The sequence below is a fragment of the Sodaliphilus pleomorphus genome (assembly GCF_009676955.1).
Classification (GTDB): Bacteria; Bacteroidota; Bacteroidia; order Bacteroidales; family Muribaculaceae; genus Sodaliphilus; species Sodaliphilus pleomorphus.
Genome location: NZ_CP045696.1, coordinates 2,797,165 through 2,811,391 on the forward strand (window position 1 = coordinate 2,797,165; position 14,227 = coordinate 2,811,391).

The 14,227-nt window shown below is 56.7% G+C and carries 11 protein-coding genes; 5 read left to right on the top strand and 6 right to left on the bottom strand.

The features are described from left to right. Positions 1–181: 181 nt before the first annotated feature. The 4 genes from GF423_RS11550 (at position 182) to GF423_RS11565 (ending at position 5,446) form a co-directional block, all read left to right on the top strand. Positions 182–2,005, top strand: coding sequence for an AMP-dependent synthetase/ligase (locus tag GF423_RS11550; protein ID WP_154328504.1), 1,824 nt, complete (start codon positions 182–184; stop codon positions 2,003–2,005). A 126-nt stretch (positions 2,006–2,131) separates the two neighbouring features. Next, positions 2,132–3,242, top strand: a protein-coding gene (prfB, locus tag GF423_RS11555; RefSeq protein ID WP_154328505.1) for a peptide chain release factor 2 whose coding sequence is annotated in 2 segments (ribosomal slippage) — positions 2,132–2,194 and positions 2,196–3,242 — 1,110 coding nt in all. Because the reading frame shifts where the segments join, the coding sequence is not laid out codon by codon here. Positions 3,243–3,287: 45 nt separating this feature from the next. Further along, complete coding sequence (argB, locus tag GF423_RS11560; RefSeq protein WP_206113244.1) at positions 3,288–4,061, top strand: acetylglutamate kinase; 774 nt, start codon at positions 3,288–3,290, stop codon at positions 4,059–4,061. Positions 4,062–4,204: 143 nt separating this feature from the next. Continuing rightward, positions 4,205–5,446, top strand: a complete 1,242-nt coding sequence (locus GF423_RS11565) for a WG repeat-containing protein (protein ID WP_154328507.1) — start codon at positions 4,205–4,207, stop codon at positions 5,444–5,446. A 123-nt stretch (positions 5,447–5,569) separates the two neighbouring features. On the opposite strand, the gene GF423_RS11570 is transcribed toward GF423_RS11565, so the two are convergent. Both GF423_RS11570 and GF423_RS11575 read right to left on the bottom strand, forming a co-directional pair. Beyond that, positions 5,570–6,583: an aspartate-semialdehyde dehydrogenase gene (locus GF423_RS11570; protein ID WP_154328508.1), complete on the bottom strand. Its 1,014-nt coding sequence runs from the start codon at positions 6,581–6,583 to the stop codon at positions 5,570–5,572. An 88-nt stretch (positions 6,584–6,671) separates the two neighbouring features. Further along, positions 6,672–7,592 carry a glycosyltransferase family 2 protein gene (locus tag GF423_RS11575; RefSeq protein WP_206113246.1) on the bottom strand — a complete coding sequence of 307 codons (921 nt, stop codon included), beginning with the start codon at positions 7,590–7,592 and terminating at the stop codon, positions 6,672–6,674. 68 nt (positions 7,593–7,660) lie between these two features. Between GF423_RS11575 and GF423_RS11580 the strand changes: the two genes are divergently transcribed. Further along, a complete protein-coding gene (locus tag GF423_RS11580) occupies positions 7,661–8,779 on the top strand; it encodes a glycosyltransferase family protein (RefSeq protein ID WP_154328510.1) in 1,119 nt (372 codons plus the stop codon). 24 nt (positions 8,780–8,803) lie between these two features. Here the strand turns inward: GF423_RS11580 and GF423_RS11585 are convergent, their stop codons facing one another. The 4 genes from GF423_RS11585 to GF423_RS11600 all read right to left on the bottom strand — a co-directional run bounded on the left by GF423_RS11585 (position 8,804) and on the right by GF423_RS11600 (position 14,131). Further along, entirely contained in the window at positions 8,804–9,904 is a 1,101-nt protein-coding gene (locus GF423_RS11585; RefSeq protein WP_154328511.1) for a TlpA disulfide reductase family protein, read from the bottom strand. Positions 9,905–10,009: 105 nt separating this feature from the next. Beyond that, positions 10,010–10,720: a hypothetical protein gene (locus GF423_RS11590; protein ID WP_154328512.1), complete on the bottom strand. Its 711-nt coding sequence runs from the start codon at positions 10,718–10,720 to the stop codon at positions 10,010–10,012. Between the two features lie 48 nt (positions 10,721–10,768). Further along, positions 10,769–11,914, bottom strand: coding sequence for a metallophosphoesterase (locus GF423_RS11595; RefSeq protein WP_235911750.1), 1,146 nt, complete (start codon positions 11,912–11,914; stop codon positions 10,769–10,771). Positions 11,915–12,187: 273 nt separating this feature from the next. Beyond that, positions 12,188–14,131, bottom strand: coding sequence for an IS1634 family transposase (locus tag GF423_RS11600; protein WP_154328513.1), 1,944 nt, complete (start codon positions 14,129–14,131; stop codon positions 12,188–12,190). Between the last annotated feature and the right edge of the window lie 96 nt (positions 14,132–14,227).

Here is a 14,227-nt window from a genome sequence, read left to right on the forward strand (position 1 = left end):
GGCGGTAATGCGGCCCGTGTGCCGGCGCCTGCCCTTGCGGTTGTAGCTCTTGCAAGGCGAGACGCCTGCCAGCCTTTGTCGTGCCCGAGCGCATTATATCTATAAACTATGTTAACTGTCTTCGGCAAGAGCTGTAAATTGAGTACTTTTGCAACAAATATATAACAGCTTTCAGTCAAACATGAACGAATTTGTTGACTTGATCACCCGCCAGGCAGAACGCTACGGCGACCGAGAGGCACTACGATATAGAGACTATGTGACGCAAGCATGGACTTCGATGTCCTGGAACCGTTTCAAGCGCGATATTGAGCGCGAAGCCCGCGCACTATATAAAACCGGGGTTGAGCCGCAGGGCAAGATTGCCATCTTCACCCAGAACTGCCCCGAGATCCTCGTCTCGCACTTTGCGGCGTTCTACAACCGCGCCGTCCCGGTGCCCATCTATGCCACCAGCAGCAAGAGCGAGGCCAAGTATATCATCGACGACAGTGGCTCGCGCGTGCTTTTTGCCGGCGACCAGCGCCAGTATGAGCTGGGATTACAACTGCTCGACGAGTGCGAGTCGCTTGCCTATTTGGTCACGCTCGACCCTCGTGTTGAGCGCCTGCCCCACGACAAGGTGAGCTTGACCTATGAGCAATTTATGCAGCTCGGCGACGACAAAGACCTCCAGAACGAAGTCGACAAGCGTCGTGCCGCAGGGGTCCCGTCCGACGTGATGTATCTCATCTACACCAGCGGCACTACCGGAGAGCCCAAGGGAGTGATGCTCACCCATGCCAACTTCAATGCCGCCATGCTGGCTCACAGCATGCGCATCACCGACCTCGACCCCGACAACGATATCTCGTTGAGCTTCCTGCCCTTCAGCCACGTTTTTGAGCTGGGGTGGACCATGGTGTGCCTCATTCACGGCGTGCGTGTCGCCATCAACTTGAATCCTAAGGAAATCCAGAAGGCTGTGAAAGAAATTCAACCCACCTGCATGTGCAGTGTGCCGCGCTTCTGGGAGAAAGTGTACACGGCCATCAACGACAATGTGTCGCACGCCAAGCCGGTGGTGCGCATGTTCTTCAAGCGCGCCATTGCATGCGGCATAAAGCGTAACATGAAGTATACAAGGCTGGGCCGCAAGGTGCCGGCTCTGCTCGAGCGCGAGTATAAGTACTTCGACAAGAAAGTGTTCAGCCGGCTGCGTGCAGCCATTGGCGTGGTCAATCCCCACTTCTATCCCACGGCAGGGGCCATGCTGAGCGACAATATCACCGAGTTTCTGCATGGCATAGGCATCAACATCGTCATTGGCTACGGCCTGAGCGAGACCAATGCCTCGGTGAGCTTCTATGTTGCTCCTGGCTGGGAACTTGGCACTGTGGGCACGCCGCTGCCTGGCCTGAAGGTGAAGATAGGCGACCAAAACGAGATTCTGGTCAAGGGCCCCACGGTGATGAAGGGCTACTACAACAAGCCCGAGGAGACTGCCCAGGCCATCGACCGCGACGGGTGGTTCCACACGGGCGACTGCGGTGAGCTCACCGAGTCGGGACAGCTCGTGCTCACCGAGCGGCTCAAAGACCTCTACAAGACCAGCAATGGCAAGTATATTGCTCCCCAAGTGCTCGAGACTGCACTTGCACAAGACAAGTTTATCGAGCAAGTGGCGGTGATAGGCAATGGCCGCAAGTTTGTGTCGGCTCTCATCGTGCCCTCCTATGAGCAGTTGCGTGCCTATGCCCTCAAGAAGCACATCGCCTTTGCCAGCACCGAGGATCTGGTCAACAACCCCGACATACACAAGATGATGGAAGAGCGCATCAACAGTTATCAGAAAGACATGGCCAGTTATGAGCAAATCAAGCGGTTCATCATCATGCCCCGCATGTTCACGATGGAGACAGGCGAGCTCACCAACACGCTCAAGATACGTCGCCCGGTCATCCTCAAGCGCTATTCCAAGCTCATCGATGCCATCTACGCCATCGATTACAAGAAGAAACCGTAATGCGCGAGTGCATGCACACTGGGGTGTGCTGTTTGTTGCATGACGCCAGTTGCTGCTCTGTGCCCGTGCGCATTTTATTTATAGCTAATTTTATTTATTAACAACCAAAAAATCATTGAGCTCGAAATGATTACTGCTGACCAACTAAAAGAGATACAAGAACGCAAGGATGCGTTGAGGAGGTATCTTTGACATCGACAACAAGAAAATCGAAGTAGAAGAAGAAGAATTGCGCACGCATGTGCCCGACTTCTGGCAGGACCAAAAGGCTGCCGAGAAGCAGATGAAGAAAATCAAGCTGCTGCACTTCTGGATCGACAGCTGCACCGCAGTGGAAAAGGCCGTCGACGAGGTGACCTTGGGTTTCGACTTTGTGAAGGAGGGCGTCATCGACGAGCAGGAGCTCGACAAGCTCTATGCCGACGCGCTCGACAAGATCGAAAAGCTCGAGTTGCGCAACATGCTGCGGCACGACGAGGACAAGATGGATGCCATCTTGAAAATCAACTCGGGGGCCGGCGGCACCGAGAGCCAGGACTGGGCCTCGATGCTCATGCGCATGTACTTGCGCTGGTGTGAGAAGCATGGCTACAAGACTGCCATCGAGCACATGGTCGACGGCGACGAGGCCGGCATCAAGTCGGTCACGATAAGCATCACCGGCGACTTTGCCTATGGCTATCTCAAGAGTGAGAACGGTGTGCACCGCCTGGTGCGTGTGTCGCCCTACAACGCGCAGGGCAAGCGCATGACTTCGTTTGCCTCGGTGTTTGTCACCCCGCTGGTCGACGACACGATCGAGATACATCTCGACCCGGCCCGCATCAGCTGGGACACCTTCCGCAGCGGCGGTGCAGGTGGCCAGAACGTGAACAAGGTGGAGTCGGGCGTGCGTGTGCGCTACCAGTACAAGGACCCTTACACTGGCGAGGAGGAAGAGATTCTCGTCGAGAACACCGAGACTCGCGACCAGCCCAAAAACCGTGAGAACGCATTGCGCAACCTCAAGTCGATACTCTACAACAAGGAACTCGAGCATCGTCGCGAGGAGCAGCGCAAGGTGGAGGACTCCAAGAAGAAAATAGAGTGGGGCAGCCAGATAAGGAGCTACGTCTTTGACGACCGTCGAGTGAAGGACCACCGCACCGGTTACCAAACCAGCGACGTGGGCGGTGTCATGGACGGTGACATCGACGGCTTTATCAAGGCCTATCTCATGGAGTTTAACGAGGATTGACGCTTGCGTGTATGCTGTCGCCAATCGATTGAAAAAATGAGAAATATGGAAAAACTGCTCGTGGTGAAAGTAGGAGGCAAGGTCGTGGAAAACGCCTCGTCGCTCCAAGCCATGCTTGCCCGCTTTGCTGCCCACGAGGGCCGCAAGGTGCTTGTGCACGGCGGCGGCGTGATGGCTACCAGTGTGGCTCGTGCTATGGGGGTCGACACGACGATGGTCGAAGGCCGTCGCATCACCGGCGACAAGATGATCGACGTGGTGACCATGGTATATGGCGGGCTTGTCAACAAGCGCATTGTGGCCATGCTTGAGTGCATGGGCCTCAATGCCGTGGGCCTGTGCGGGGCCGACATGAATATCATGCTCAGCACCAAGCGGCCTGTGGTCGATGGCATCGACTATGGTTGGGTGGGCGATGTGAAACGGGTCGACGCCCACGCCTTGTCGACGCTTGTCGAGGCTGGCGTGGTTCCTGTCCTGGCACCGCTCACTCACGATGGCAAGGGCCATATCTTGAACACCAATGCCGACACTATCGCTGCCGAGACTGCCAGGAGCCTGGCGTCGCGCTACGACGTGACGCTGGTGTATTGTTTTGAAAAGAACGGCGTCTTGCTCGACCCCGGCGATGACGGCAGCGTGATTGCTTCGCTCCAGCTCCGGCAATTTCAGGAGCTCAAGGCCTCAGGTGTCATCAACCAAGGCATGATACCAAAACTCAGCAATGCCTTCAAGGCTCTGCAGAGCGGGGTGCGTGAAGTTGTCATTACCAGTGTCGCACATCTCGACGACCTCTCGCAGGGCACTCACCTGCAGTGAGGCGCCAGTGACACTCACGTGCCCGTTTATCTCACGCTTTGTGTTACAAAATGCCTCAAGTGTGTTACTTTTTCCACTTGAGACATTTTTTGTTTTTAACTTTTTGATATTTCTGTAGTCTAAAATCGAAAACCCAAACGATTATGAAACGTTTCTTTGTTTATACAGGCATTCTTGTGCTTGCGGCTCAGGCCCAGGCCCAAGTGCGCATCACCCCCGAGTTTAAGGCAGCTGTTGCCAAGTACGACATCGTGCAGACCTTTCACAACGGCTATGCTGCCGTGTGCCGCGATGGCAAGTGGGGCTATATCGACTCTACCGGCACCGAGGTGATACCTTGCTTCATTCCCCGCAAGTATGATGTGTGCACCGACAGGCAGGACTATGGCTTCTATCGCGACAACGGCTATGTGCGCGACTTTGCCGACGGCATGGTGGCTGTGGCCAAGGAAGTGTCGGGTGCCCAGCAGAGTTACGACCGCCAACTCAAGTGGGGCTACATGGACGCTACGGGCCGTCAGGTAGTCGACTACATCTACGATGAGGCTGCCGACTTCAGCGAGGGCCTTGCCTATGTGTACAACGACACCTGTTGCGGCTTTATCGACAAGACTGGCGCCAAGGTGATCGATGCCTCGCGCTATGCTGCCGACGGTGCCATCTATTCTTTTCACAATGGGCTGGCCTGCATCATGAAGGGTGACGACAATGGTGCCAAATACGGCTATATCGACCGCAAGGGCAACGAGGTGGTGCCTTGCATCTACGACGAGGCCCACGACTTTGCCCAGGGGCTTGCAGCTGTGGCTGTGTATAAGGAAGACGACAACGACGACATGTTCCCCTATGTGTACAGCTTCATCGACACCAAGGGCAACAAGCAGTTCAGCCTCAAGCAAGGCCTCAAGCCAGGGCAATTCCACGATGGCATGGCATGGGTCACTGCCGATGAGCGCCAGTTTGGTTTTATCGACACCACGGGTGCCGAGACCATAGCCCGGCACTATGCAACCGACGAGGTGGCCATGACCCGTTTTGTTTCCGATTTCAGCGAGGGCTATGTCATGGTAGGGCAGGAGACAGGCGCTGCGGGCGACACGGCCACACGTGTCTACCGCCTGTTGAGCAAGCAGCAGGTGCTCTTGCCGTTTGCCGTCGATGGAAATGTGCACCAGGGCCTGGCACTCAACGACAAGGACGGAAAATTCGGCTTTGTCGACCCCGAGGGCAAGCAGGTCATACCCTGCCAGTTTGACTACACCCAACCCTGCGTGACAGGTGAGCTGCTCAATGCCTCCTATGTGTTCAACCAGGGTGTAGCTGCAGTGCGCAAGGGGGGCAAGTGGGGCTATGTCGATCTGCAGGGCAACACAACCTTCAAGTGAGACCTGCAATTGAGATAAGCACAGTAAGTCAACATGCAGAAAGGCGCTGAGGCGATGTTTGGTCACCTTCAGCGTCTTTCTCTTTTTCTTGCGATACCAGTCGCCTGGGCCGTGCAGGGGCTTTTATCGGTTCAGCCCGTGTTGCAGCAGGTACTGGCCTATTTGCACGGCATTGAGCGCTGCGCCTTTCTTGATTTGGTCGCCCACAATCCAGAAGGTGAGGCCGTTGTCGCTGCTCAAGTCCTCACGTATGCGCCCCACGTAGACGGGGTCTTTATGGTTTACAAAAAGAGGCATGGGGTATTTGTTGGTATAGGGGTTGTCATATACTACCAGTCCTGGAGCACTCATGAAGGCACGTCGGGCCTCGTCGGGGCTTATGGGGCGCTCGGTCTCTATCCATATAGCCTCGCTGTGGGAGCGCATCACGGGCACACGCACGCACGTGGCACTCACGCGCACATCGCTGTGCATGATTTTGCGTGTCTCGTTGTACATCTTCTCTTCCTCGCGCGTGTAACCGTTGGGCTGGAACACGTCGATGTGAGGTATCACGTTGTAGGCCAGCTGGTGCTGGAAGTGGCGCACCGTGATCTCGTCGTGGTTGAATGCAATCTCGGCATGTTGCAGGGCCAGCTCGTCCATAGCCTCGAGACCGGCACCGCTGGCTGCCTGATAGGTGGCCACCTGAATGTTTTTGATGTGCGACAGGCGCTCGAGTGGCTTGAGTGCTACTACCATGAGTATGGTGGTACAGTTGGGGTTGGCTATGATGCCACGGGGGGCGTTGAGTGCGTCCTCAGGGTTCACCTCGGGCACGACCAGGGGCACGTCGTCGTCAAGGCGAAACTGGCTTGAGTTGTCGATCATGATGCACCCGTGCTTGGTGATAGTGGGAGCAAATTCCTTGGCCGTGTTGGCACCTGCCGATACAAAGGCGATGTCGATGTCTTTGAAGTCGTCGTTGTGACGCAGCAGTTGCACAACATAGTCTTTTCCGCGGAAGGTGAAGATGCGCCCTGCACTGCGTTCCGACCCAAATAACACCAACTCGTCGACGGGAAAGTTCTGCTCGTCGAGCACTTTCATGAATTCTTGTCCTACTGCGCCGCTGGCGCCTACGATTGCTACTTTCATTTTATTATTACAGTATGAATTTTGTTGTAATTGTCTGCCACATCGGCTATGATAGCCTTCTGTGTAAGTATTATATACTCAATTCTCTCTAAATGATTATCCTTGCAATTTGACCCGAGCCGCGCTTGCCGCGCTTGATGCGCCCGTAGAGCATGGGCACCACAGCCCGTGTGAGCCACTTGCTGCCAAGCCTGGCCATGGCCTGGCTATACAGGGCTTGGGCCCAATCGTCGTGGCCCTCGCGGCTGTAGTGGGCAGCAAGCACCACGCGCTTGTAGTCGAGTAGCCTCAGGTAGCGGTCTCGGTCGGTCACGTGGCTCTCGGCAATTTCTCGCTCCACCTGGTCGATCACCTGCTCCCATTGGCCATGCTTGGGTCCGAAGCCGGTGCCAGTGATAGAGTCCTTGCCACTCTCGTTGATGGTGACCAGCGTGTCGTCGATAAAGGCCATCTTGGGATGCTTGAGCAACATGCGCACACCCAGCTCCCAGTCGTTCCAGCTTGCCAGGCTGTCGTCCCACAGCCCGGCCTGGGCCACAAACTTGCTGCGCACGCAATAGCGCTGGGTGCCCAGTATGCTGTGTATGATTTGGTTGGCCAGTATGTCGCGGGTGGCAAAAGCCAAGTTGCTATAGCTGCCGTCGGCCTTGTGCAGGCGAGCCTTAACGGCCACGATGTCGTTGCCCTTGAGCTTCGACATGTACCGTTCCACCAGCCTGGGGTGCATCTCGTCGTCGCTGTCGAAAAACATCACCCAATCGCCGCCAGCCTCGGTAAACCCACGGTTGCGGGCTGCTCCGGCGGTGTGTTGCTCTTCCTGGGTCACGATCACCTCAAAGTCGCAGGCCGAGTATCTGGCCTTGAAGTCGTTGAGCACATGCAGGGTAGAGTCGGTGCTGCAATTGTCGACAAGCACCACCTGCACTGGCCTGAAAGTCTGGGCAAGCACCGAGGCCAGTGTGCGTTGCACCACTTGGGCCCTGTTGTAGACGGGTATTACAATCGACATGCGTTCCATTGAGGGCCAAAATTACTTCATTTCTTGACAATACGCAAAATTAATGCTACCTTTGAGTGATGAAAGTACTTTTTGTAGGCGATGCCAGCAACATGCACAACTGCCTGGCCGTGCAGCTGCGGCGCATGGGCCACACGGCTGTCGTGGCCTCCAACGGGTCGCGATGGATGGACACGGCCCGCGACATCGACATCAGCCGTCGTCCGGGATTGATGGGCACTGCCGGTTACCTGGCCAAGCTCTTGTGCAACCTGCACAAGATGCAGGGCTACGACGTGGTGCAGCTGTGCGGCCCCATCTTCTTGGAACTCAAGCCCTGGCGCATAAGGCCTGTGTTTGATTTCCTCAAGCGTCACAACCGCCGCATCGTGCTCTCGGCCTTGAACACCGACTACCTCTACTACACTGCCTGCCACGACGGGCACACCTATCGCTACAGCGACTACATGGTGGGCGACAAGCCATCGCCGTTTGTCAACTCGTCGGAGTATATCAATCAGCATCAAGACAACTGGAAGCAACCCTACATGAAAGCCCACTTCGACTATATAGGGCAGCGCGTCGACGGCGCTGTGGCCTGCCTGTGGGAGTACTATGTGGCCTATAAGCCTGTGTTTGGCGACAAGGTGGTGTATGCCGGCATTCCCATCGACACGGCTTCGATTGCACCTCGCTACATCGACTCAACGCCTGGCAAGGTGCGCTTTTTCATAGGCATTCAGCGCGATCGCAATGTCGTGAAAGGCACCGACAGGCTGCTTGCTGCGCTCAAGCGCGTGCATGAGCGTTTCCCCGGCGAGTGCGAGCTTGATGTGGTCGAGAGCGTGCCCTATGCCCAGTATCTCGACCGCATGAGTCACAGCCATGTGATACTCGACCAGCTCTATAGCTACACCCCTGCCACCAATGCCTTGCTGGCGATGGCCCAGGGGCTGGTGGCCGTGTCGGGTGCCGAGCCTGAGTACTACGACCTCATAGGCGAGCACGACAATCACCCGATTATCAATGTCGTGCCCTCTCCCGAAGGCGATATTGAGCAAAAACTGGAGTGGATCGTGAAGCACCGCGACCAGTTGCCGCGGTTGAGCCGTGAGAGCCGCGCCTTTGTAGAAAAACATAACGCTGCACCTGTCGTGGCACAGCGTTACTTGTCGTTCTGGAAGAGCCTGCTGGGCTAAGATGCCCTGGTTCTTCTTCTTTCTTTACATGTATTTTGCTACCTTGTTCTGGAGTTGGAGCATGTTTTCTACACGTTCCACAATCTCGCCCTTGCTGTCGATGATAAACACGGTGGGCAGCTGGGTCACTTGATAGGCCGACGCGTTGCGCGACGACTGCCCATCGGCATCGTACACGGCTGTCCAAGGCAAGTTGTGTGCAGCCTCGCGCCACTGGCTCACGTTCTCGTCAAGCCCCACTTGGAAGATGTGCAGCTTGCCATTGTATTGCTTGTAGAGGTCGTTGAGCAGCTTGTTGAGTGCCGGCGAGAATTGCTGGTCGTACATCGTGAAATTGAGCAACGTCACCTTGCCATGGCCCGATTCCTGGGCCAGACTGTGAATCTTGCCGTTGGCATCTTGCAACTTGATGTCGATCAGGTTGATTTGCTCGGCCTGCATGGTGGTTCCGCGATAGCCCATGGCCTCGCGCCGGCGGCGCTGGCCGTCGAGTGTCATCTGCACCAGATATTGGGTGCGGGGGTCGCCCTTGCGATAGCTGTTGAAGGCGTTGGCCACAGCCCCAATGATTTTCATGTCGAAGTCGTTCATCGGGTCATATAGCGGGCGATTGTCGATATACTTGTTGATCAAGTAGTAAGATACCATGCTTGCAGGGTCCTTGATGATCACGTCGGCAGCAAGTTTCTTCTTCCATGCCTCGAGAGTTGCCTGGCTTGCACGGCCGCCGGCATATTTCATGGCCTGCTTGTCGATTTTGGCCACTTGCTCGGCGTCGCTGCTGCCCGTGATGGTGTAGTGCGTGTCGAAGGCCTTGATGCTGGTAGTGATGCTGAGCGTCTCGGTGCTGTCGACAGGGAAATAAATCGACTTGTCGCCGCAGCGCAGGCGGTAGATGTTGGGATACTCTGGGGCGTCCTCGGCCAGTTGGAAGTCGCCGCTGCCGTTGGCGCGGGTCGAGTCTACGGTATACCAGTCGCCGTTGCTCGAGGCTTCGAGCCAGAGTTGGGTCGAGTCGTTGGCCCCGGCTATCTTTCCTTCGATCTTAAATCGGTTGTTGCTGTTGCATGCTGTCAATGCAGCGATGAGCACCAGCATGGTTACAAGAGAAATGTATTTCTTCATTACAGTGGTTTTGTTTCTCAATTTTGATGCGAAGTTAATGTAAATGCCAAAAAAATCCAAATATTGTTGCTTCTTTGCTCTCTCTCCCGGTGCGGCACGTGTGTGCTATAGCCCGATTGCAATGCCTGCCGAGAGCGGCTTAATCTCGGGACCCCAACCCTTTTTGAGCACGCGGCACGGGCTGTATTTCACATAGGCCCCCAGGCGGTGAAAGCTCAGGCCGGCAATCAGGTCGATGCTCACTGGCACTTGGTGCAGGTGCTTGCTGGCATTTTCCTTTATTTTGCCCTCGGCATCGTCGTTGTATTTTGTGGCCATGCTGGCATGCACGTTGAAGTCGGTCACAATGCCGGCAGCAATGTCGATACCGGCCCCTATGCGCTGCCTGAATATCACGGGCACCGTGAGCGAGAAGGTCCTGAGTCTCGAGCTGCGGCTTGAGGAGCCGTCGGGATAGGGAAGCATTGCAAGGCGACCGTCGCTGGCGAGACTAAAACGTATGTTGTTGCCCAGGTGATAGTTGCGCCAGTCGATGCCTATTCCGGCCGTGATGCGCTGGCCGTGACCAGTGTTGTACTTGGCACCCACTACGGTGAGCCATTGCAGTTCGAGCGAACGGCCAGTCTTGAAGCTGGCCGGCGTCGATGTAGCATCGACCCAGCCCAGCCCCAGCCCGCCGCTGTAGATGTTCCAGCCCACACTGTCGGTGAGCAGTGGATACCAGTCGACTTGGATGTACTGTTGCTGCGCGTCGTCGCGGGCCCAAGTCCAGCCCACAGCTATGACAGCGACCATGATGGTGAGCAGTTGTTTCATTTTTTTTTTTTGTTTTGTACCATCCTCTTGCATGGGTGGCGTGGTGTTTCATTTCTTGCGGTGCAAAATCACGAGATTTACCTCGGGACACGCTCCCAGACGGAAGTGGTTGGTTCCTCCTATCCCTGACGACACCAGGAGCATCCTCTTGCCCGAGCCTCCCAGTCCATGCTGGGCATCGTTGTAGAGTCCGCCCCACTCGGGGTAGGTGTATTGGATGGGCGACCAGTTGCCTATCCTGAGTTGCCCGGCGTGGGTGTGTCCCGATAGCGTGAGCTGTATCGAGGTGCGCGGCACCACCTCGTGCCGCCAGTGGTTGGGGTCGTGGGTCAAGAGTATCTTGAAGGCCCCGGCAGGCACTCCCTGCATGGCTTGGCGCAAGTTGCCTCGCGACACAAAGACGGCGTAGCTCGTGTTTTGCACACCTATCAAGTAGACCGGGGCACTTGCAACGTTGCTGCCTGGTGCAGTCGAGCGGCTCAAGACCCGGTTCTCGTTGAGCAGCAAGTCCCAGCCCAGTGTGTTGCGTTCATAGTCCTCAAGGGCTGTCACATTGCCGTTGTAGTCGTGGTTGCCCATGATGCTGTACACGCCCAGCGGGGCCTTGAGGCGTTGCAGCTCATGGGTGTGGGGAGTCACTTCGTGCTCGTCAACGTTGATGAGATCGCCGGTAAACACGATCAAGTCGGGTTTCAAGCCGAGAACTGTGTCGACGACTTTGCCTACAAAGCGGTTGCTGTGTCCGTAGGTGCCCAGATGGAAATCGCTGATTTGCACCAGTCGCAGCCCGTCGCACTCTGCTGGCAGGTCATCGTAGTCCAGGTCGTAGTTGTTCACCTTGAGCTTGCTGCAGCCCAGCGTAGCACCATAGAGTACAGCAAGCAGCACCGCAGCCACGGCACACAGCCCCACGGCTATGCCTTGACAGTGCAAGCCTGCGACTTGCCCTAAAAGCGCAAACACGGCAAACGCCAGCTTGGGCACCGAAATGAGCGAGAACAGCGCAAAAAATGCCCGTAGCCGCCCCAGCCTGTAACGCCCCAAGAGCGACACCAAGAGTCCCATGATGACGGCCGTGGGCACCCACCAGGCAGCAGCCCACAGGGCAGGTACGTGGCCTGCAATGAGCGTGGCAAAGATGTAGGCGTCGGGCACAGCCACGATGAGTGTCATCGACAAGAAAAACCATTTCATGTTGCAAAGGTAACTATAATTTGCCCCTCGGCCTTTCTCTTGCAATAAAAAAACGTCTTGGCTCACGCTGGTCAGTTTTCAGAATTGGAAAAACAATAGGTTGAAATATAGCGTGTTGTGTACTGTTGTCCTGGCCGGCAATGTGCCCGGCATGTTGGGCATGTGGGATTTTTTTTTTAACTTTCCTAATTTGACAGTTTGTTGTATTAACGTGTTACTACACAATACTTTACATAGTAAAGTAATGTAGCTAATTTTTCGGTGCTGCAAGGATTAACCTTTGTTAACCTTTCGGTAGAACGCGTTCATCGCTGCTTTTGTGATTATCTGTTTGTTAACTTCCACACCGGCAAGCTCTTGCAGTTGGTCGGTGAGGCTGGTGCGCTGGAACATGGGCACGTATCCCAGTCCCTGGATTTGTCCGAAGCGCAGGTTCTGGAGAGTGTCGATCAGCTGGTCGACGGTCAGGGGGTGCTCCTTGTAGGCCTCGGGGAACGAGTCGGCCAGCTGCTTTTGCAGGAGCTTGAGCAGCAGCAGTGCGAGGAAGCAGACGAGGAAGTGGGAGCGGATGCGGTCCTGCCTGGAGAGGTAGACGGGTCTGGCCTCGAGGTGGGTCTTGGTGGTGCGGAACAGGTGCTCTATCTCGTGATGGAAGGAGCGTGCCTTGAGCACGAACGCGGCCTCGTCGTCGAGCGAGGTGGCGTAGGCGTAGAAGCCGTCGAGCTTCTCCTCCTGCCCTAGGATGTCGTCATTGATGACCATCTCGGTCTTGACGGCCGTCTGTCCGTCGTCGGTCTTGTGTATGGTCTCTATGTAGTTGAGCGGTGACTGCTGCGAGCGGCGCGGGTTGGCCTGCCCCCTGGCCACTATCTTCCTGGCCGCCGCGAGGCGCTCGGCGCGCTTGTGCCTGAGGAAGAGGGCGAAGTCGTGGCTGTAGGTGATGATGACCCTCTCGGCCCTGGAGGAGCTTTGCCATTGCCTGATGCGTCGCCCCCGGGCGTCGACGGGCGTTGCGCCGGGGTTCTCCCTGCGGGCCTCGAGCCACTGCGGGTTGAGGCATTTCACGGTTTTGTCGACAAGTATCTCCTTGTAGAATGTGGTCTGGCGCAGCAGGGAGCTGTCAGCCTGGCCGCCCTCGCGCAGCACGTCCAGGTTGTAGAGGCCGCCGTCGGAGTACTTCTCGTGCAGCAGCCTGGCCTTTTCCCCGTCGGCGCAGTAGCCCAGCCTCCAGCCCCTGGGGTCGACGGCGGCCCGGCGGTCGGCGGCGGGCAGCGAGGGGATCGACTGGACGCAGATGTAGTCGCGGCCCTGGTCCATGTTGTAGCGCCGGTTGCCCTCCGAGGCCAGGCCGGCGTCGGTGGAGACGACGAACTCGGTCAGGCCGAACTTGCGCCTCAGCACATCCTCGAGCGGCTGGAGCGTGGCCTGCTCCGACTCGTTGCCCGGGAAGACCACAAAGGCCAGCGGGATGCCGTCCATGTCCATGAACATGCCCATCTGCACGATGGGGCTGGGCCGGTTCTCTTTCGACTTGCCGCGCTTGCGCAGCCCGGCCACGAGCTCGCCGGTCTCTATGTCCACCGTGTCCCTGTCGTTGTCCTCGATCTCGAAGTAGTAGTTGGTGCAGTCGTAGTAGATCACCCTGTCCCTGCGTTCCATGAACCTGGCCGAGCAGGCGTAGACGCCGGCCTGGATGTCGTCGATGTGGCCCGAGAGCAGGCTCAGGGCCCGGTACATGTCGGCCTCGCCGAACTTCGGGGGCCGCACCAGCCCCTGCGCCTTTCGCAGCGTCCTCTGCTTGGAGCAGGGGAAGAGCAGACGGCCCGTGACCAGCGTCCTCAATATCCCGTCGAGGTCGAACTTCGCCTTGCTCGCCTTCTTGATCTCGGCGCACATGCGGGGCAGGCCGAGCCTGTTGTAGAGCGGCAGCAGCATCAGGTCGCCGCCCGCCCGCAGAGGCAGGTCGCCCATCCCCACGGTCTGGCCCGGGTAGAAGTCAACCGAAATGCGCTCCCTGCCGGCCTTCTCCTCCTCGGTCATGCGGGCCGCCAGGTCCCTGACCCACTGGCGCGGGTCCTGGCAGCCGTACTTGCGCCTGATGTCCTCAAGCAGCCCCAGCCGCCTGACAGTCTTTGTGGTAGACTTGCCGTCGATGCGCACCGACTTCTGGATGTAAGCCCACGTGCCCTTCTTTGTAGTGCCGAATGTCGCCTTCATATCGATAATCCTTTAATGTAATAACTACTATTAGCTACAAATATACAAATAAAAAATGAACTGTGCAACAATTCATTAGAAAAAATTTTACACTCT

Coding starts and splice junctions, on each gene's coding strand:
- GF423_RS11550 (WP_154328504.1), top strand. CDS start 182: ATGAACGAATTTGTTGACTTGATCACCCGCCAGGCAGAACGCTACGGC.
- argB (WP_206113244.1), top strand. CDS start 3,288: ATGGAAAAACTGCTCGTGGTGAAAGTAGGAGGCAAGGTCGTGGAAAAC.
- GF423_RS11565 (WP_154328507.1), top strand. CDS start 4,205: ATGAAACGTTTCTTTGTTTATACAGGCATTCTTGTGCTTGCGGCTCAG.
- GF423_RS11570 (WP_154328508.1), bottom strand. CDS start 6,583: ATGAAAGTAGCAATCGTAGGCGCCAGCGGCGCAGTAGGACAAGAATTC.
- GF423_RS11575 (WP_206113246.1), bottom strand. CDS start 7,592: ATGTCGATTGTAATACCCGTCTACAACAGGGCCCAAGTGGTGCAACGC.
- GF423_RS11580 (WP_154328510.1), top strand. CDS start 7,661: ATGAAAGTACTTTTTGTAGGCGATGCCAGCAACATGCACAACTGCCTG.
- GF423_RS11585 (WP_154328511.1), bottom strand. CDS start 9,904: ATGAAGAAATACATTTCTCTTGTAACCATGCTGGTGCTCATCGCTGCA.
- GF423_RS11590 (WP_154328512.1), bottom strand. CDS start 10,720: ATGAAACAACTGCTCACCATCATGGTCGCTGTCATAGCTGTGGGCTGG.
- GF423_RS11595 (WP_235911750.1), bottom strand. CDS start 11,914: ATGAAATGGTTTTTCTTGTCGATGACACTCATCGTGGCTGTGCCCGAC.
- GF423_RS11600 (WP_154328513.1), bottom strand. CDS start 14,131: ATGAAGGCGACATTCGGCACTACAAAGAAGGGCACGTGGGCTTACATC.